Origin of the sequence: Phenylobacterium sp., assembly GCF_030693405.1 — a bacterium.
GTDB lineage: Bacteria > Pseudomonadota > Alphaproteobacteria > Caulobacterales > Caulobacteraceae > Phenylobacterium.
Genome location: NZ_JAUYAW010000037.1, coordinates 15,772 through 32,694 on the forward strand (window position 1 = coordinate 15,772; position 16,923 = coordinate 32,694).

The window sequence follows — 16,923 nt, forward strand, 5'->3', positions numbered from 1 at the left end:
CGGGCGCGCCCAGGGGAAGGCGCGCCCGTAAGGCTGGCGACAGCTGGATAGAGGTCAGTCGGCGGACGGGGCGTCAGCGCGGGCGGCCTTCACGCTCTCCTCACCGCCGAGCCAGACCTGGCAGGCGCCGGCCACCTCGTTGCGGATCTCGGCCTGCACCTTTTCGTCGGCGGACCTGGCCTGGCGGGCCGCGCGGGCCCGCTCGGTCTTGGCCCGCTCCTGCACATGCGGCGTGCGCCCGTAGCGCTGGTCGCGCAGCAGGGCGTCGATGGGCGCGGTGTCGGCCTTGACCAGGGACGAGCCGGCCAGGGCATGGCAGCGGACGGCTTGCAGATACTCGATGTCCTTCATCTCCAAGGCGCTGGCGGAGCCCGCAGCGGCGACGGCGGCGACGGCGGAAATAATGGCGATAAACTTCATGGCGTTTCTCCCTCGAAATCGATGAACACAAACTGATACGTTGTCCGCCTAAACTCAAATGAACCTTTGGAAATGAATCTCTATGAATATTAAATCCCGGTAAGGTCCATTTATTACATGATTTTCATGAACAGCGTTCTGCGACGCCACCGCTACTTCCCACGGGCTGGCGGGGCGCAGAATTCGGCCCTAACTTGCGGGACATGACTGGAAAGCCGCCGCCCCCCATCAAGACCCCCTGCATCAAGGTCTGCGTGATCGACGGGACCAGCGGTCTCTGCCTGGGCTGTTACCGGACCTTGAATGAGGTGGCCGGCTGGGCGCGGCTGTCGGCCGAGACGCGGGAAAGCCTGATGGCCGAGCTGCCCGGCCGGCGCAGCCAGATCGCCCCGGAAAAGCTCGCCATGTTCTGAGCCACGCCTGGCCGACGCGGCCTCAGGACCGATTCACCGGATGCAAACCCGCAGGCCCTAGGGTGGCCTCACAACAAGGCCGAAACGGCCGATTGCCTTTGGTGAGGCGGGTGTCGACATGTTCAAGTTTGCTTTGATGACCCTTGTGGCCGCCGTCTCAGCCGTCGGCGCGGCTCAGACGGTGGTGGCCCTAGACCCCGCCCGCGGCGCCTCGGCCCTGGTAGCGACCCTGCGGGAGGAACCTGCGCCGGCCGCCTCGGGTCATGCGACAGCGATCAGCAAGGCCAGCGACGGCCACTACTGGGCCGAAGGTGACGTCAATGGCGCCCGGGTGCGCTTCCTGGTGGACACCGGCGCCACCGCCGTGGCGCTCACCCTGGAGGACGCACAGCGCCTGGGTTTCAAGCCTGAAGACCTCGACTATCGCCAGAAGGTGATGACCGCGTCGGGTGAGACCCGGGCCGCGGTGGTCCAACTGGCCGCCGTCTCTGTGGCCGGCGCCCGGGTCACCAATGTCGACGCCCTGGTGATCGAGAAGGGCCTGGAAAGCTCCCTGCTGGGCATGAGCTATCTGGGCCGCCTCACCCGGTTCGAGGCCACCCGCACCTCCCTGATCCTGCGCCCCTGATGGCCGGGCTCGTCCTGCGCCCCATGGCGCCGCAGGACCTTCCGGCCGTCCTGGCCCTGCAGGCGCACGGCTATCCCCCAGCCCTGCACGATTCAGCGGACGCCTTTCTCAGCCGCATGGCCCTGGCGGCCGAGCTCAACCTGACCGCCTGGCGCGACGAGACTCTGGCGGGTTACCTGATCAGCCATCCCTGGGCGGCCGGATCGCCGCCGCCGGTGGATGCGGTGCTGGATCCCGCAACTCCGGCCGACTGCTGGTATGTTCATGACCTGTCGGTGGCGCAGGCCGCCCGTGGCCTTGGCCTCGGGAAGATCTTGCTCTCCGCCGGGCGAGAGGCGGCGATGGCGAGGGGACTGAGCCGCTCAGAGCTCATTGCGGTCGACGGCGCCGCACCCTTCTGGCGACGTCAGGGCTGGGCGGCGCCCGCCGCCATCGCGCCAGACCTGGCGTTTAAAGTGGCCGGCTATGGACCCGCCGCGGTCTTCATGACCCGCGAGGACCTGACGACCCCCTAGGCGGCGTCCCGAGCTTCGCGGGCCTGGGTCACGGCGGCCAGGGCGGCGTCCACCACCTCGAGCCCGGCCCCAGGCTTCACCCCCTCCACCGTCAGGATCCGCCGCCAGGCCCGGGCGCCGGGGCGTCCGTGGAACAGGCCCAGCATGTGCCGGCTCATGGCCGCCAGCGGCGTCCCTTCAGCCAGGCTCGCGGCGAGATAGGGGCGATAAAGCTCCACCGCCATGGCAGAGTCGGTCACCTCGCCCGCCCCAAACACCGCGGCGTCCGCTGCGCCCAGGATCTCTGGCGTATGATAGGCCGCCCGGCCGAGCATGACCCCGTCGACCTGGTCGAGATGGGCGGCCACTGCGTTCAGATCAGGCACGCCGCCATTGAGCACGATGGTCAGGTCAGGGCGCTCACGCTTCAGCCGGTAGACCAGGTCATAGTCGAGCGGCGGCACGTCCCGGTTCTCCTTGGGCGACAGCCCCTTGAGCCAGGCCTTGCGGGCATGAACCACGAAGCTGCGCACGCCCGCCTGGGCGCAGAGGTCCACCAGGGTGAACAGGCTCTCTTCCGGGTCCTGGTCGTCGACGCCGATGCGGCACTTGACCGTGGCGGGCACGTCGACCGCCGCAGCGATCGAGGCCATGCACTCGGCCACCAGGGCCGGCTCGCGCATCAGGCAGGCGCCGAACCGGCCGCTCTGCACCCGGTCGGAGGGGCAGCCCACATTGAGATTGATCTCGTCATAGCCAAGATCAGCGCCGATCCTGGCCGCGGCCGCCAGGTCGGCGGGATCAGACCCGCCCAACTGCAGGGCGACGGGATGCTCGCCCCCGTCATAACCCAGCAGGCGCTCGCGATCTCCGTGCAGCACGGCGCCGGTAGTCACCATCTCGGTATAGAGCAGCGCCTGCTTCGACAGCACCCGATGCAGGCTCCGGCAATGCCGGTCCGTCCAGTCCATCATCGGCGCGACGGACAGGCGGTGGGGTTGGAAAGGGGGTTGAGGCGTCAAGGGTCCGGCTGAGTTCGGCTTGGTTCGGGGCGACGTCGAGCGCCCTATACACCGGATCCGCCCGTCTTTCGACCACGCACCGCGGCGGCTGCTTGAAAAACGTCAGCGGTGTCGCGTCCTGGCTCGCTCAATAGGCAAGGAAGCTGTCGAGCCCGAGCAGATCGAATATCTCGCTCACGCTTGCGGCGTCTTCCACGCTCCTAACCAAGGGGTCGAAGAGAATTTCGCGCTGATCATCCGGTGACCAGTCTTGTGACGTTGCTTCCATTGAGGCCAACGTCTTGGCCTTAATTTCCCCGAGGGTTGCGGGCTCAAGCTCTTCGAGCGTCTGCTCAACCCGATAAGCCGGTTTCGCCAGCAGCGCCCAGATCAACCACTGCAAAATCGGTCTAGCCCTCCCAACCTTTCGAAGCTCAAGCACGCGCCAACGTCTCCCATCGGCGCCAATCAATTCCATGCCGACCTGCAGATTCTCTTCCAGCGTCGCCGGCCCGCAGGAGGTCAACGTCCAGAGATCCGGAAAGCCCCAAATTTCCTTGTCTGGGGTAAACCCTAGGGCTGGAAAACGAATGTCAGCCTGTTCGGCGTTCATGGAGCCCTCCGGACCAATAGACTGGGCGCGCTAGCGGAGCGAACGGCGCTGGTTGTGACCTTCGGCTGCGTCCGCACCTTTGGCCACAACCGTCGTGGGCACGACCTTTTGCCAGTCCGTCGTACCATACCAGATCCTCCGGAGGGGATCGTAGCGAGGCTGCCCTCGCCAACTGCCGGTCAGACGCCTGTGATCATCTATTGGCAACACCTTCAAGAGCGCGAAGTGATTCCTCGGATCCTGCGCCGTCCGACTCTTACCCTTCAAAGCAATCGAGTGATGAATCTCCTCGCCCTGGCCTGCCACGCCGCGAGCCCGCATCATCTTGGCCGAGGCATTTCCTGTGACGGAGCCGGGTTTCAGCACCCCAATCCCGGCCCTTGCAGATCGAACTCCGCGAACAGCGACGCCGACGGGCAAGAGGTCAGCCGCCGCAAAGGCTGTGTTCAGCGCAGCGCCAGCATAGTCGCCTTCCTGAAGATCCGCTGCGGCGTCCCAGGCGGGACCAATGACGGGAACTAACGACATGGCAAGGCTCGGCCGAGGAATCGGCGGGCCACTCTGGAAACTCGCCAAAGGTCCTTCCGCCGCTCCAACGCCTTGGCGTCGCCCGATCTCCCTGTCGTACCGGTCACCCGCTTCATCAGGAACCGACCGCGGCTGCCCGCTAGGCACAGTCGCCATACTGATTTCCTTGTTGCTCAGAAACCTAGTTCGTCACGCCCCTTCGCAGGGCGGCGTTCACAGGCCGCCTCCACCATCTCATAGGCAGGGAGATGCGCAAGAACAAATAGCGAACACTTTAGCCGCAGGTCGGGCAAAATAGTCTCCGGCGACCTCCCTCGTCGGCGAGCAGACAACTGGCGATAGGCTCAAGCAGCGGCGGCCAGCCCCACGGCGGGGCGTCAGGCGCCCCGTCTAAGGCGCCTGCGCCGTACCTACCGCCCCGCCTTCACCCGCAGCGCCTGCAGTCCCACCGGCGCCAGCAGACCCGCGCCGGCCAGGGCCAGCATCGGGGCGGCGTAGCAGGCGGCGCAGTGGACCAGCGGCCCTTCGCCGCAGATTACGCCGTAGAGGGCTGCGGTCGAGCGGGCGTGCAGCCAGGCGTATTCGGCGCTGAGCGCCGCAGCCACCCAGGCCGAAACGCCCGCAATGATCCGGGATTCCCGATCGTGCAGGAAAGACACGCGCATGGACTGAACTCCTCTTTGGCCCTTGATCGCCAAGCCCGCGTCCGGGGGCCTTGAGATGGATCAAAGCCCCGAGGGTTCCCACGGGTCAGAGGTGGCCGGTCTTTCGCACCGAGTCGCTGGGGAACATGAATCATTCAATCACCGAGCCGGATCGAGCGCCCCTCGACGCCGTCCTGCTCTACGTCTTTACGGGGCTGCTCGCCCTGGGGGCGATATTCGCGACCGCGTTCTCAGATGATCGCCTCTTCCGGTTTCACGGCTATCTGCTGATCGGCGCCTTCACTCTGGCCTTTGCGCTGCTGACCGTGGCGCTCAGCTCAGACCGCCTCCGCAGTCCGCAGGGGCGCTACGCCGACGGGGTGATCCGGGCGGGCGTCATTGCGACCATGTTCTGGGCGGTTGTCGGCCTGCTGGTAGGGGTGGTGATCGCCGCCCAGCTCGCCTGGCCCAACCTCCTCTATTTCCCCGAGCACGGCTGGCTGAACTTCGGCCGACTGCGTCCCCTGCATACCTCGGGCGTCATCTTCGCCTTTGGCGGCAACGCCCTGATCGCCACCTCCTTCTATGTGGTGCAGCGCACCAGCAAGGCGCGCCTGGCCGGCGGCGTCTGGCCCTGGTTCGTCTTCTGGGGCTACCAGCTGTTCATCGTGCTGGCGGCCACAGGCTACCTGGCCGGCATCACTCAGAGCCGCGAATACGCCGAGCCGGAATGGTATGTGGACCTGTGGCTGACCGTCGTCTGGGTCGCCTATCTGCTGGTCTTCCTCGGCACGCTCTGGAAGCGCAAAGAACCCCACATCTATGTGGCCAACTGGTTCTACCTGGCCTTCATCGTCACCATCGCCCTGCTGCATGTGATCAACAACCTGGCCATGCCGGTCGGGGCCCTGCATCACCGCAGCTATTCCCTGTTCGCCGGGGTCCAGGACGCCCTGACCCAGTGGTGGTACGGCCACAACGCCGTCGGTTTCTTCCTGACCGCCGGCTTCCTGGGGATGATGTACTACTTCGTGCCCAAGCGGGCTGAGCGGCCGGTCTATTCCTACCGTCTGTCCATCGTCCACTTCTGGTCGCTGATCTTCATCTACATCTGGGCCGGTCCCCACCACCTGCACTACACGGCGCTGCCGCAGTGGACGCAGACCTTGGGCATGACCTTCTCAATCATGCTGTGGATGCCGTCCTGGGGGGGCATGATCAACGGCCTGATGACGCTGTCGGGCGCCTGGGACAAGCTGCGCACCGACCCGGTCATCCGGATGATGGTGGTGGCCATCGCCTTCTACGGCATGTCGACCTTCGAGGGTCCGCTCATGTCGATCCGGGCGGTCAACTCCCTGTCCCACTACACCGACTGGACCATCGGCCACGTGCATTCGGGCGCTCTGGGCTGGGTCGGCTTCATCAGCTTCGGGGCCATGTACTGCCTGGTGCCCTGGCTTTGGAAGAAGGACCGGCTGTATTCGAACCAGCTTGTCGAGTGGCACTTCTGGATCGCGACCACCGGCATCCTTCTCTACATCTGCGCCATGTGGGTGTCGGGCATCATGGAAGGCCTGATGTGGCGCGAATACACGCCCCAAGGCTTCCTCGCCAACGCCTTCGTCGAGACGGTGGCGGCCAAGCACGTCGAGAACGTCATCCGGATGGTGGGCGGCCTCATGTACCTCTCAGGCGCCCTCATCATGTCCTACAACCTGTGGCGTACGGTCCGCCTGCCGAGCCCCGTCTCGGCGGCCGCGACCCCCGCCCCTGCGCTGATCCCGGCCGAGTAAGGGGGCTCCGATGAAGAATATCTGGAAAAAGCACGGCGTTCTGGAACGCCGCTCCATCGTCCTGACGGTGGCCATCCTGCTGGTGGTCTCGGTGGGCGGCCTGGTGGAGATCGCCCCGCTCTTCTACCTGGAGAGTACGATCGAGAAGGTGAAGGGGGTTCGCCCCTACACCCCCCTCGAGCTGGCGGGCCGGGACATCTACATCCGCGAGGGTTGCTACAACTGCCACTCGCAGATGATCCGTCCCCTCCGCGACGAGGTGGAGCGCTACGGCCACTACAGCCTCGCGGCCGAGAGCATGTACGACCACCCCTTCCAGTGGGGCTCCAAGCGGACAGGGCCGGATCTGGCGAGGGTCGGCGGCAAGTACTCCGATGACTGGCACAGGGACCACCTGATCGATCCCCGCTCGGTGGTGCCAGAGTCGGTGATGCCCCCCTACGCCTTCCTGTCGGGGCGCGAGCTCGAGACGAAAGACGTCCAGGCCAAGCTGGCAGCCATGACCAAGGTCGGCGTGCCCTACACCCAGGACATGATCGACAACGCCAAGGCCGACCTGATGACCCAGGCCGACCCCTTCGCCCCGGCCCGCGACCTCAAGGGCCGCTATGGCGAGGCGGTGCTGCAACGGGACTTCGACGGCGACCCGGCCCGTCTCACCGAGATGGACGCCCTGATCGCCTACATGCAGATGCTCGGCACCCTCGTCGACTTCTCCACCTATGAGGCCGAAGCCCCGGAGAACCTGCGATGAGCAACCTGTCCTACGAGACTGTGGCCATTTTCGCCCAGCAGGGCGGCACCCTCTACTTCGCCGCCATCTTCGCCGCGGGCGTGGCCTACGCCCTGTGGCCCCGTAATGGCGAGGCCTTCCGCCGCGCCGCGATGCTGCCCCTCGAAAAGGATGAGGACGACAATGTCCAAGCGTGAGACCGACGAGGTCACTGGCGTCGAGACCACGGGCCACGAATGGGATGGCATCCGCGAACTCGACAATCCCCTGCCCCGCTGGTGGCTGTGGGTGTTCTACGCCAGCGTGGCCTTCGCCATCGTCTATTGGGTGCTGATGCCGGCCTGGCCGGGGATCAACGGCTACACCAAGGGCATGATGGGGCACTCCGACCGCGCCCAGGTCGCCCAGCAGCTTGAAACCCTGCGGCAGGTGCGCGGCGAAGGGGCCGCACGCCTGACCAACGCCACCCTGCAGGAGATCGAGGCTGACCCCGACCTCCAGCAATACGCCCTGGCCGTGGGACAGTCGGTGTTCGGCGACAACTGCGCCACCTGCCACGGGGTCGGCGGCGCCGGCGCCAAGGGCTATCCCAACCTGCTGGATGACATCTGGTTGTGGGACGGCACTCTGGACGGAATTCACCACACCCTGCAGGTGGGGATCCGCTCAGGCGCCGAAGGCGCACGCTTCTCGCAGATGCCCGCCTTCGGCCGCGACCAGCTGCTGACCTCGGCCCAGATCAATGACCTGACCGAATTGGTCATGGTCCTATCGCGCCGGGATGGCGACCGCGCCGCCGCCGACCGCGCCCGGCCGATCTTCGCCGAGCAGTGCGCCTCCTGCCACGGCCCAGCCGGCCTGGGCGACCACACCCAGGGCGCGCCGAACCTGACGGACGCAGAATGGCTCTACGGCGCCTCGCGCGAGGAGATCCGCACCCAGATCTGGTCGGGTCGCAATGGCGTCATGCCCGCCTGGGCTGGTCGTTTCGACGACGAGACCCTGAAGGCCCTGGCCGTGTACGTCCACGCCAACGCCGGCGGGCGATAGGAGTCCCCCATGACCGTCGTCATCGATCGCACCAAGCCGCCGGAAGGCGACCCGGCCCCGAAGGGGCCGCGGTCCGCCGCCGCGCGGGCGCGGGGGAAGGGTGACGCCGGCGGCGGGCTCTACAAGCCCAGGGCGCAGATCTATCCCAAGCTGGTCCAGGGTCGCTGGCGGAACATCAAGTGGATCCTCCTGGTCCTGACCCTGGCGGTCTACTACGTCACCCCCTGGATCCGCTGGGATCGCCCCGGCGACCTGCCGGACCAGGCGGTGCTGGTCGACTTCGCCGGGCGACGCTTCTACTTCTTCTTCATCCAGCTCTGGCCACAGGAGGTGTACTTCATCACCGGCCTGCTGGTGATCGCCGCCCTGGCGCTGTTCCTGACCTCGGCTTTGTTCGGCCGCCTGTGGTGCGGCTACGCCTGCCCGCAGACCGTCTGGACCGACCTCTACATCTATATCGAGCGGATGTTCGAGGGCGACCGCAACGCCCGCATGAAGCTCGACGCCTCGCCCATGTCGTTCAATAAGGCCTGGCGCAAGGGCGGCAAGCACGCCACCTGGCTGGCCGTGGCGTTTGGCACCGGCGGGGCCTGGATCTTCTACTTCCACGACGCGCCCAGCCTGCTGCGGGACTTCTGGATCGGCCAGGCGCCGATGACCGCCTATGTCTCCTGCGCCATCCTGACCTTCACCACCTATGCCCTGGCCGGGACCATGCGCGAGCAGGTCTGCACCTATATGTGCCCCTGGCCCCGCATTCAGGGGGCCATGCTCGACCAGCATTCGCTGCAGGTCACCTACCGCTTCGACCGGGGCGAGCCCCGGGCCCCGCACAAGAAGGGCGCGACCTGGGAGGGCCGGGGCGACTGCATCGACTGCAACGCCTGCGTGGTGGTCTGCCCCATGGGCATCGACATCCGTAACGGCTCGCAGCTGGAGTGCATCAACTGCGGTCTGTGCGTCGACGCCTGTAATGAGATCATGGTCAAGGTCGACCGGCCCAAGGGGCTGATCGCCTATGACACCGATGCGGCCGTGGCCGCCCGGGCCTGCGGCGAGAAGCCGGTCTACAAGCTGATCCGCCCGCGGACCCTCTACTATGCCGGCGCCCTGGCGTTGGTGGGCGGGCTCACCGTCTGGGGTCTGGCCACCCGCAGCCCCATGGACGTCCATGTGCTGCGCGACCGCAATCCGACCTTCGTGCGCATGCAGGATGGCGACATCCGCAACAGCTACACCCTGAAGATCGCCAACCGCACCTTTGAGCCCGTCACCGCCCAGGTCGCCTTCAGCGGCGTGGCCGGGGCGCAGATCAAGACGCCGGGCGCCGACATCACCCAAGGACCCGTAGCTCTGACGGTCGAGCCGAACCAGGTGCGTGCGGTCCGGGTCTTCGTCACCGCCGCGCCCGAGGCCCTGCCACAGGCGAACATGCCCGCCACCTTCACCGTCCAGGCGGCCGGCGCGACCCAGGCGGTCACCACCACCTTCCTCTCTGGAGCGGCGAACGCGCGATGAGCCTCATGGAAAATACAGACGGGTTTCGCATCCGCGGCTGGCATGTGCTGGTCGCCATGGTCTTGTTCTTTGCCGTCATCATTGCGGTCAACGCCGTGTTCATCACCGCCGCCCTGCGCACCTATCCGGGCGAGGTCTCCGTCACCCCCTATGAGGATGGCCTGGCCCATAACGCCAAGCTGGCCCGGCAGGCGGCCCAGGCGGAGCTGGGCTGGCGGGCGGCCGCCGGCGCTGAGCCGCAGGCCGTGGCCGTGCGCATCGTTGACGCCGAGGGCGCCCCGGTGCGCGGCCTGTCCTTCAGCGGCAAGCTGCAGCGCCCGGCCACCGGCGCCGGCGCCCTCACCCCGCGGTTCGCAGAGGCCGAGCCTGGCCTCTATGTCGCCCCGCTGGGCGGTGTTACCGGCGTCTGGGACCTCACCTTCCAGGCCCAGGACGCCAAGGGCCAGTTGTTCGAAGCCGAGCGTCGACTGACATGGCCCTGACCTACGACCTGGCGCGTGCGCCAGACCTCTCGGCCTTTCTCCGCAAGGAGAAGGACGGAACCGCCCATCTGGAGCTGCTGGTCAAGGGCGCCCGGTGTGCGGCCTGCATGTCCAAGATCGAAACCGCCGTGGCAGGCCTGCCCGACGTCACCACAGCGCGGCTGAACCTGACCGAAGGCCGGCTGGCTGTGCGCTTCGCCTCATCCCGGGGTGACGCCTCCCGGGTGATCGCCACCCTCGACAGGCTGGGCTATCCGGCCACCCCGTTCGATCCGGCCAAGGCCGCAGAAGCCCACGATCAGGAGAGCCGCCGGCTGATCCTGGCCCTGGCCGTGGCCGGCTTCGGGGCCGGCAACGCCATGATGTTCTCTGTGCCGGTGTGGGCGGGCCTGTTTGGCCAGGAGCTGGGTCCGGCCACCCGCAGCATCATGCTGTGGCTGTCGGCCATCGTGGCCACGCCCTGCGCCATCTATGCGGGTCTGCCCTTCTTCGACTCCGCCTGGCGGTCGCTCAAGGCCGGCAAGGCCAATATGGACGTGCCGATCTCGGTCGGCGTCATCCTGACCCTGTTCATCAGCTTCGTTGAGACCTTCCTCAACGGCCGCGACGCCTATTTCGACGCCGCCGTCTCCCTGCTCTTCCTGCTGCTCATCGGCCGCTGGCTCGACCATCGCCTTAGGGCTCGCGCCCGTAGCGCCGCAGCCGACCTCCTGGCGCTGCAGGCGCCGGCCGCCACAGTCCTCGGAGCCGACGGCCTGGAGCGCGTCAAGCCGCTGAGCGAGGTCGCCGTCGGCGAGCGGATCCTGGTCCGGCCAGGCGAGCGCATCCCGGTCGACGGCTTCGTCGAGGATGGAGTCTCCGAGCTCGACAACGCCCTGTTGACCGGCGAGACCGCGCCCGTGGACGTGCGGCCGGGCGACACCTGCCGTGCCGGCGCGGTCAACCTCACGGGCCAACTCCGCATCCTGGCCATCGCTAGGTCAGAGGACTCCGCTGTGGCGGCCATCGCCCGACTGGTGGAAGCGGGCGCCCAGACCAAGTCCCTCTATGTCCGCCTCGCCGACCGGGCCGCATCTATCTATGTGCCGGTGATCCATTCCGTGGCCGCCCTCACCTTTCTTGGTGGGCTGGCCTTCGGCCTGGGTCCGCGCGAGGCCCTGCTGCGGGCGGCCGCCCTGCTCATCATCACCTGCCCCTGCGCCCTGGGCCTGGCGGTGCCGGCGGTCCAGATCACCGCCTCGGCGCGGCTTTTCCGCAAGGGCGTCCTGGTGAAATCCGGCGCCGCTCTGGAGCGCCTGGCGGAGGTCGACCACGTGGTGTTCGACAAGACCGGCGTGCTCACCGAAGGGCGGCCGCGGCTGATTGAGGCCCCGGCTCAGGCCGTGGCCCTGGCTGCGCCCCTGGCGCGCGCCTCGGCCCACCCCCTGGCCCGCGCCCTTGCGGCCGAGGCCGGCCCGGGTCTCCGGGCGACCGACGTGGTCGAAACCCCCGGCCAGGGGGTCGAGGGCATGATCAACGGCCGCCGCGCGCGCCTGGGCCGGGCGAGCTTCGTCGGCCTGGACGGCGTCCGCGGCGGTGAGACTGAGCTGTGGTTCGCCTTCGAGGGCGACACCCGCGTCCGCTTCCGTTTTTCCGACCAGCTCCGCCCTGACGCCGCCCAGACCATAGCAGACCTCCGCGCCCTGGGACTGACCGTGGAGATCCTGTCGGGCGATCTGGAGGGGCCCGTAGCCCGGGCCGCGCAGACGCTTCATGTCGATCAATGGCGTTCGGGCCAGACGCCTCAGGACAAGGCTGCAGAAATCGACGCCCTGACCGCCCAGGGTCGTAAGGTGCTGATGGTTGGAGACGGTCTCAACGACACCGCCGCCCTGGCCAAGGCGCACGCCGCCATGGCCCCCGGCGCGGCCCTCGACGCCAGCCAGAATGCAGCCGACCTGGTCTTCGCCGGCGACGCCCTGGGCGCCGTGGCCGACTCCATCCGGGTGGCCAGGGCCGCTCGCCATCGGGCCCTTGAGAACTTCGGCTTCTCGGCCCTCTACAATCTGGGCGCCATCCCGCTGGCCATGCTGGGCTTCGTCAATCCGCTGATCGCGGCCCTGGCCATGTCGGGCTCATCCCTGGTGGTGACCCTCAACGCCTTGCGGATGCACGGAGCTGGTAGACGCTGATGGGTATTATTCTGATCCTCGCGCCGATCTCGGTGGCCCTGGGCCTGGCGGGCCTGGCGGCCTTCTGGTGGACGCTCCGGAATGGCCAGTATGACGACCCAGCCGGGGACGCCGCCCGCATCCTGATGGAAGACTCCGACAACCGGATCAGCTGATCACCAGCGCAGCACGCGGGCGCCGATCGCCGCCCCCAGGGCCGCCGTCGCCAGCACGCCGAGCCCATACCAGATCACCAGGAAGCTCACCGCGGTCTCCGCGCAGTGCAGACCATAGGCTGTGGCTGACAGGCCGCCGGCCAGCAGCCCGATCGCCGCGCCCGCCGCAGCTGGCCTGACCGGGGCGAGGCGCCTGGCGACGATCATGGCCGGACAAAGGGCCAGGAGGCCAAGCCCCAGGATGGCCAGCGGGCAGATCATGGCTGAGTGGCCCATCAGCTGACCGGCCCGCTCGCCGGCCGGGATCAGCGCCAGCTCGACGACTGTGGCGATCAGTCCCCCGACCAGGAGCAGGCTCAGCGCCAGAAGCGGCCCCTTCGCCCGGGCGCCCGGCTGGCCAAGCCGCCGGGCCAGCCAGAGTCCGGCGCCCGCCAAGGCCAGGGTATAGCCGGCCTTGCCCAAGAAGGACGCCACCCCGGCGATCTGATCCATGTCCGGCCGCGGCCCCAGAACCAGGAGCGTCAGGAGCGCGGCCATCAGGGCGCCGCCCCCGCTCCACAGGATGAGCTTGCGCTCCAACTGCCTGGGGCCAGGAAAGCCCGGCTCCAGGGCGAGGCCCGCAATCAGGTCTTCAGTCTTCATCGGCGGCCACGCTGGCGGACAGGGACTTCAGGGTTCGGTGCAGAGCGACCTTGGCCGCGCCCTCGGAATAGCCATGACGCGGCGCCGCCTCGGCGATGGTCAGCCCCCGCAGCCGCACATCCTCCAGCAGCCCGCGCTGACGAGCCGGCAATCGCGCCAGGAGGCGGTTCAGGTCGGCCCGGGTCGCACCGGCCTCGGTGTCGGACTCCGCCAGGATCTCGCCGGCCTCCTCCAGGGGAACGTGCCGCCGGACGCCGCGGCGGCGGAAGTGATCGATCAGCTTGTAGCGGGCGATCCCATAGACCCAGGGGGCGAAGGGCAGCGCCGGGTTATAGGTCTCGCGCTTGGTGTGAATGGCGATCAGAGTCTCCTGCACCAGGTCCTCCGCATCGGCCGGGTCCTGCAGCCGCCTGCTGAAATAGGCCCGCAGGCGCGGCGCCATGAGGGCCAGCAGCCGTCCATAGGCCGCCCTGTCGCCGGTCTGGCTGAGCGCGATGAGGCTCTGGATCTGCAGATCGATGTCTTCCACGCCATTCGACCCCAGGTTCGCGGCTTCGACCGGCAGGGTTACACCGCCGCCGGCCGGACATGCATCGGCAGCCGTCTCGCCCCCCTCATTGCGACCTGGACCCAGACCAGATCAGGGGTCAAGGTTCGGCTTCGATCCGCAAGCTGGAGCCGCCCATGCGCCCCGTCATCGCCCTCGCCCTCGGCGCCCTCCTGCTCACAGGCTGCACGGCGGGGTCAGATGACCCGTTTGTCGGCTTCGGCGCTGAGCCCAACATCCCGGCGCCCGAGGGCGATTTTCTGCCCAGGGTCAATCCGGCGAAGGCGGTCGGCTGGACCGAGGGAGCGGCGCCCGTGGCGCCCGAGGGTTTCGTTGTCACCCGCTTTGCCGGCGATCTCAGCCATCCCCGATGGCTGCTGGTCCTGCCCAATGGCGACGTGCTGGTTTCGGAGGCCAGTTCGGAGCCCAAGCCGCCTGAGGGCCTGATGGACCGCATCGCCCAGCGGGTTCAGGCCTATGCCGGGGCGCTGAAGCCCAGCCCCAACCGGATCATGCTGCTGCGGGACGCCGACGGGGATGGTCTGGCCGAGGTTCGGGAGGTGTTCGCCTCAGGTCTCAACCGGCCCCAGGGCATGGCTCTGGTAGGCGGGACGCTCTACATCGCCAACACTGACGCCCTGGTGGCCACGCCCTACCGCGACGGGCAACTGCGGATGGAGGGGATCCCGGAGAAGATCGTCGATCTGCCTGCCGGGCCGATCAACCATCACTGGGTCAAGAACGTCATCGCCTCCCCGGATGGCCAGAAGCTGTTCGTCACCTCGGGCTCCAATTCCAACATCGCCGAAAACGGGTTGGCTGCCGAAGAGAACCGCGCGGCGATCCTGGAGGTCGACCCGGCCGCCAAGACTCTGCGCCTCTATGCGTCAGGCCTGCGAAATCCCAACGGCATGGCCTATGAGCCGGTCACCGGCGCCCTTTGGACCGCAGTCAACGAGCGCGACATGCTGGGCGACGACCTGGTCCCGGACTACATGACCCGGGTGCAGGACGGCGGCTTCTACGGCTGGCCCTATTCATACTTCGGCGACACGGTGGATAGCCGGGTTGAACCCCAGCGGCCCGACCTGGTGGCCGAGGCGCTCCGTCCGGACTATGCGCTTGGCCCGCACACGGCGTCCCTGGGCCTGACCTTCTACACCGCCGAGGCCTTCCCCGAGCGGTACCGGGGCGGGGTGTTCGTCGGCCAGCATGGTTCCTGGAACCGCCAGCCCCTCAGCGGCTATCGCGTGGTCTACATCCCGTTTGTCGGCGGCATGCCGCAGGGCGAGCCCGAGGCCTTCCTGACCGGCTTCCTCAATGACCGCGACCAGGCCATGGGGCGGCCGGTGGATGTGGCCGTCGACCGCCGCGGCGCCCTGCTGGTCACCGACGACGCGGGCGGCGCAGTCTGGCGAGTGGCGCCTCTGGCTCAGGCGATTCAGGCGGCGGAGCGGTAGCGCGCCGATCCCCCAGCCGCGTCGATCACGAACCGGCCCACCAGCCCGTTCAGCTGGTCAGTTTCCTTGCGCAGGGAGTGGGCGGCCGCGGTGGCCTCCTCCACCATGGCGGCGTTCTGCTGAGTCACATGGTCCATCTGATTGACGGCGGCGTTGACCTCGCCCAGCGCCCGGGCCTGCTCCTCGGCGGAGGCGGCGATTTCAGCGACGCTGTGGTCGATCTCCACCACCCGTTCGACGATGCGGCGCAGGGCGTCGCCGGTTTCCGCCACCAGATTGACGCCGGACTCCACCTGGGTCGCGCTCTGGGTGATCAGGTTGCGGATCTGCTTGGCGGCTTCCGACGACCGCTGGGCAAGCGCCCGGACCTCGGAGGCGACCACGGCGAAGCCGCGGCCGGCCTCGCCGGCGCGGGCGGCCTCAACCCCGGCGGTCAGGGCCAACAGGTTGGTCTGGAAGGCGATCTCGTCGATCACCCCGATGATCTGGCCGATCTCCTTGGAGGACACGTCGATCTGCCCCATGGCTGCAACCGCGCGATCGACGACCTCGCCTGAGTGGACGGCCTCGCCCTTGGCGGCGCCGACCATGCCCGACGCTTCCCGGGCGCCGGCTGCGGCCTTGCGGACACTCTCGGTCAGTTCGTGCAGGGCCGCAGCGGTTTCTTCCAGGCTGGCGGCCTGCTGTTCGGTGCGGCGCGACAGGTCATCGGAGGCCATGCCGATCTCATCGGCGCCGGAGCGGATGCCGCCAGAGGACTCCGACACCAGCCGAATGGCGTCATAGAGCTTGGTGACCGCGGCGTTGAAGTCGTCCTTCATGCCGGCGAACTGCGGGGCCAGGGCGGCGTCGAGGCGGCTGGTGAGGTCGCCCTCCGCCAGCTTGCGCAGGGCCGCCGTCAGGGCGTCCATGGCGGCGGCCTGCTGCTCTTCGACCTGCTGCCGGGCGGCTTCCGCCCTTACACGTTCGGCCTCTATGGACTCGAGATAGATTGAAATGGCTAGGTCCATATCGAGCAGGGTCGCTTTGACGAGGACGGAAACCGTCTCGGCGGCGTCCTGCGCCTTGGTCCGACGGGTCAGGGTCGGCCAGTGCTTGGCCACCGCCGCATGGATGAGTTGCTCAAGGACCAGGGCATAGCCGCCGATATACCACTGGGGCTCCAGGCCCAGGCGGGCGTGGGTCTCGCCGATGGTCCGCACGCCCTTGGCGTATTCGTCCCCGAACTGGCCCTCGGTGATGATGCGCCAGTGGTCGGCCTGACGGCTCTGAGCGCCGGCCATATGGCCATCGTTCTTGAAGAACTTCTGGACCTCAGGGGTCTTCCGGACCTTGCCATAGAAGACATCAAGGGCTGGACCGATGGCCTGGGCGACAAAGCCCCGGAGCCCGCGGAGTCGTTCAACCGCGCCGGCGTCGAGACCAATGAAATCACGGCGCTGTTGTAGTTGAGAAGACTGGGTCATGGGGTCCGCCCGCCGTTTGTTCTTATCCGGCCGCCTGGTCAGTTGGCCGGTCATCTAGCCAGTTGATGCGCCAGCGTGGCTAACGACGCCTTAATTTGACGAGGGGGCTGCGGCCCGTACGGAAGTGGCGGATTGCCGCAGGGTCTTCCAGCCGGCGCGCCA

At 67.7% G+C, this 16,923-nt stretch carries 19 protein-coding genes; 12 read left to right on the forward strand and 7 right to left on the reverse strand.

Annotated elements, in window-relative coordinates; translation table 11 throughout:
- Window positions 1–54: 54 nt before the first annotated feature.
- Window positions 55–420 carry a hypothetical protein gene (locus Q8N19_RS07110; protein WP_305589050.1) on the reverse strand — a complete coding sequence of 122 codons (366 nt, stop codon included), beginning with the start codon at window positions 418–420 and terminating at the stop codon, window positions 55–57.
- 203 nt (window positions 421–623) lie between these two features.
- Here Q8N19_RS07110 and Q8N19_RS07115 point away from each other — a divergent pair, with 203 nt between their 5' ends.
- The 3 genes from Q8N19_RS07115 (at window position 624) to Q8N19_RS07125 (ending at window position 1,976) form a co-directional block, all read left to right on the forward strand.
- Window positions 624–833: a DUF1289 domain-containing protein gene (locus Q8N19_RS07115; protein ID WP_293318102.1), complete on the forward strand. Its 210-nt coding sequence runs from the start codon at window positions 624–626 to the stop codon at window positions 831–833.
- Between the two features lie 118 nt (window positions 834–951).
- Complete coding sequence (locus Q8N19_RS07120; protein WP_305589053.1) at window positions 952–1,461, forward strand: TIGR02281 family clan AA aspartic protease; 510 nt, start codon at window positions 952–954, stop codon at window positions 1,459–1,461.
- Window positions 1,461–1,976: a GNAT family N-acetyltransferase gene (locus Q8N19_RS07125; RefSeq protein WP_305589061.1), complete on the forward strand. Its 516-nt coding sequence runs from the start codon at window positions 1,461–1,463 to the stop codon at window positions 1,974–1,976. Before Q8N19_RS07120 ends, Q8N19_RS07125 begins: the two co-directional genes overlap by 1 nt.
- Here Q8N19_RS07125 and dusA read toward each other — a convergent pair.
- From dusA to Q8N19_RS07140, 3 genes are all read right to left on the reverse strand, one after another.
- Window positions 1,973–2,977 carry a tRNA dihydrouridine(20/20a) synthase DusA gene (gene dusA / locus Q8N19_RS07130; RefSeq protein ID WP_305589063.1) on the reverse strand — a complete coding sequence of 335 codons (1,005 nt, stop codon included), beginning with the start codon at window positions 2,975–2,977 and terminating at the stop codon, window positions 1,973–1,975. The two genes, Q8N19_RS07125 and dusA, sit on opposite strands and share 4 nt — an antisense overlap.
- A 127-nt stretch (window positions 2,978–3,104) precedes the next feature.
- Window positions 3,105–3,569, reverse strand: a complete 465-nt coding sequence (locus Q8N19_RS07135; protein WP_305589065.1) for a hypothetical protein — start codon at window positions 3,567–3,569, stop codon at window positions 3,105–3,107.
- Between the two features lie 938 nt (window positions 3,570–4,507).
- Window positions 4,508–4,762 carry a hypothetical protein gene (locus Q8N19_RS07140; protein WP_305589067.1) on the reverse strand — a complete coding sequence of 85 codons (255 nt, stop codon included), beginning with the start codon at window positions 4,760–4,762 and terminating at the stop codon, window positions 4,508–4,510.
- A 125-nt stretch (window positions 4,763–4,887) separates the two neighbouring features.
- On the opposite strand from Q8N19_RS07140, the gene ccoN reads away from it, so the two are divergent.
- Genes ccoN through ccoS form a run of 8 tightly spaced genes read left to right on the forward strand, consistent with a single transcriptional unit; the run spans window position 4,888 to window position 12,646 of the window.
- Complete coding sequence (gene ccoN / locus Q8N19_RS07145; protein WP_305589069.1) at window positions 4,888–6,537, forward strand: cytochrome-c oxidase, cbb3-type subunit I; 1,650 nt, start codon at window positions 4,888–4,890, stop codon at window positions 6,535–6,537.
- 10 nt (window positions 6,538–6,547) lie between these two features.
- Window positions 6,548–7,291 (forward strand): cytochrome-c oxidase, cbb3-type subunit II, encoded by a 744-nt coding sequence (ccoO, locus tag Q8N19_RS07150; protein ID WP_305589070.1) that lies wholly within the window; start codon window positions 6,548–6,550, stop codon window positions 7,289–7,291.
- Window positions 7,288–7,467 (forward strand): cbb3-type cytochrome c oxidase subunit 3, encoded by a 180-nt coding sequence (locus Q8N19_RS07155; protein WP_305589079.1) that lies wholly within the window; start codon window positions 7,288–7,290, stop codon window positions 7,465–7,467. The genes ccoO and Q8N19_RS07155 overlap by 4 nt, the downstream gene beginning before the upstream one ends.
- Entirely contained in the window at window positions 7,454–8,320 is an 867-nt protein-coding gene (gene ccoP / locus Q8N19_RS07160) for a cytochrome-c oxidase, cbb3-type subunit III (RefSeq protein ID WP_305589082.1), read from the forward strand. Before Q8N19_RS07155 ends, ccoP begins: the two co-directional genes overlap by 14 nt.
- 9 nt (window positions 8,321–8,329) lie before the next feature.
- Window positions 8,330–9,838 (forward strand): cytochrome c oxidase accessory protein CcoG, encoded by a 1,509-nt coding sequence (gene ccoG / locus Q8N19_RS07165; RefSeq protein WP_305589084.1) that lies wholly within the window; start codon window positions 8,330–8,332, stop codon window positions 9,836–9,838.
- Complete coding sequence (locus Q8N19_RS07170; protein WP_305589086.1) at window positions 9,835–10,320, forward strand: FixH family protein; 486 nt, start codon at window positions 9,835–9,837, stop codon at window positions 10,318–10,320. Before ccoG ends, Q8N19_RS07170 begins: the two co-directional genes overlap by 4 nt.
- Window positions 10,317–12,491, forward strand: coding sequence for a heavy metal translocating P-type ATPase (locus Q8N19_RS07175; protein WP_371133809.1), 2,175 nt, complete (start codon window positions 10,317–10,319; stop codon window positions 12,489–12,491). The genes Q8N19_RS07170 and Q8N19_RS07175 overlap by 4 nt, the downstream gene beginning before the upstream one ends.
- Window positions 12,491–12,646, forward strand: a complete 156-nt coding sequence (ccoS, locus tag Q8N19_RS07180) for a cbb3-type cytochrome oxidase assembly protein CcoS (RefSeq protein ID WP_305589102.1) — start codon at window positions 12,491–12,493, stop codon at window positions 12,644–12,646. The genes Q8N19_RS07175 and ccoS overlap by 1 nt, the downstream gene beginning before the upstream one ends.
- On the opposite strand, the gene Q8N19_RS07185 is transcribed toward ccoS, so the two are convergent.
- Both Q8N19_RS07185 and Q8N19_RS07190 read right to left on the reverse strand, forming a co-directional pair.
- Window positions 12,647–13,288 carry a DUF1109 domain-containing protein gene (locus Q8N19_RS07185; protein ID WP_305589107.1) on the reverse strand — a complete coding sequence of 214 codons (642 nt, stop codon included), beginning with the start codon at window positions 13,286–13,288 and terminating at the stop codon, window positions 12,647–12,649.
- Window positions 13,278–13,817 (reverse strand): sigma-70 family RNA polymerase sigma factor, encoded by a 540-nt coding sequence (locus Q8N19_RS07190; protein WP_305589109.1) that lies wholly within the window; start codon window positions 13,815–13,817, stop codon window positions 13,278–13,280. Before Q8N19_RS07190 ends, Q8N19_RS07185 begins: the two co-directional genes overlap by 11 nt.
- 155 nt (window positions 13,818–13,972) lie before the next feature.
- Here Q8N19_RS07190 and Q8N19_RS07195 point away from each other — a divergent pair, with 155 nt between their 5' ends.
- Window positions 13,973–15,295, forward strand: a complete 1,323-nt coding sequence (locus tag Q8N19_RS07195; protein ID WP_305589111.1) for a sorbosone dehydrogenase family protein — start codon at window positions 13,973–13,975, stop codon at window positions 15,293–15,295.
- Here Q8N19_RS07195 and Q8N19_RS07200 read toward each other — a convergent pair.
- Window positions 15,277–16,761, reverse strand: a complete 1,485-nt coding sequence (locus Q8N19_RS07200; protein WP_305589113.1) for a globin-coupled sensor protein — start codon at window positions 16,759–16,761, stop codon at window positions 15,277–15,279. The genes Q8N19_RS07195 and Q8N19_RS07200 overlap by 19 nt on opposite strands.
- Between the last annotated feature and the right edge of the window lie 162 nt (window positions 16,762–16,923).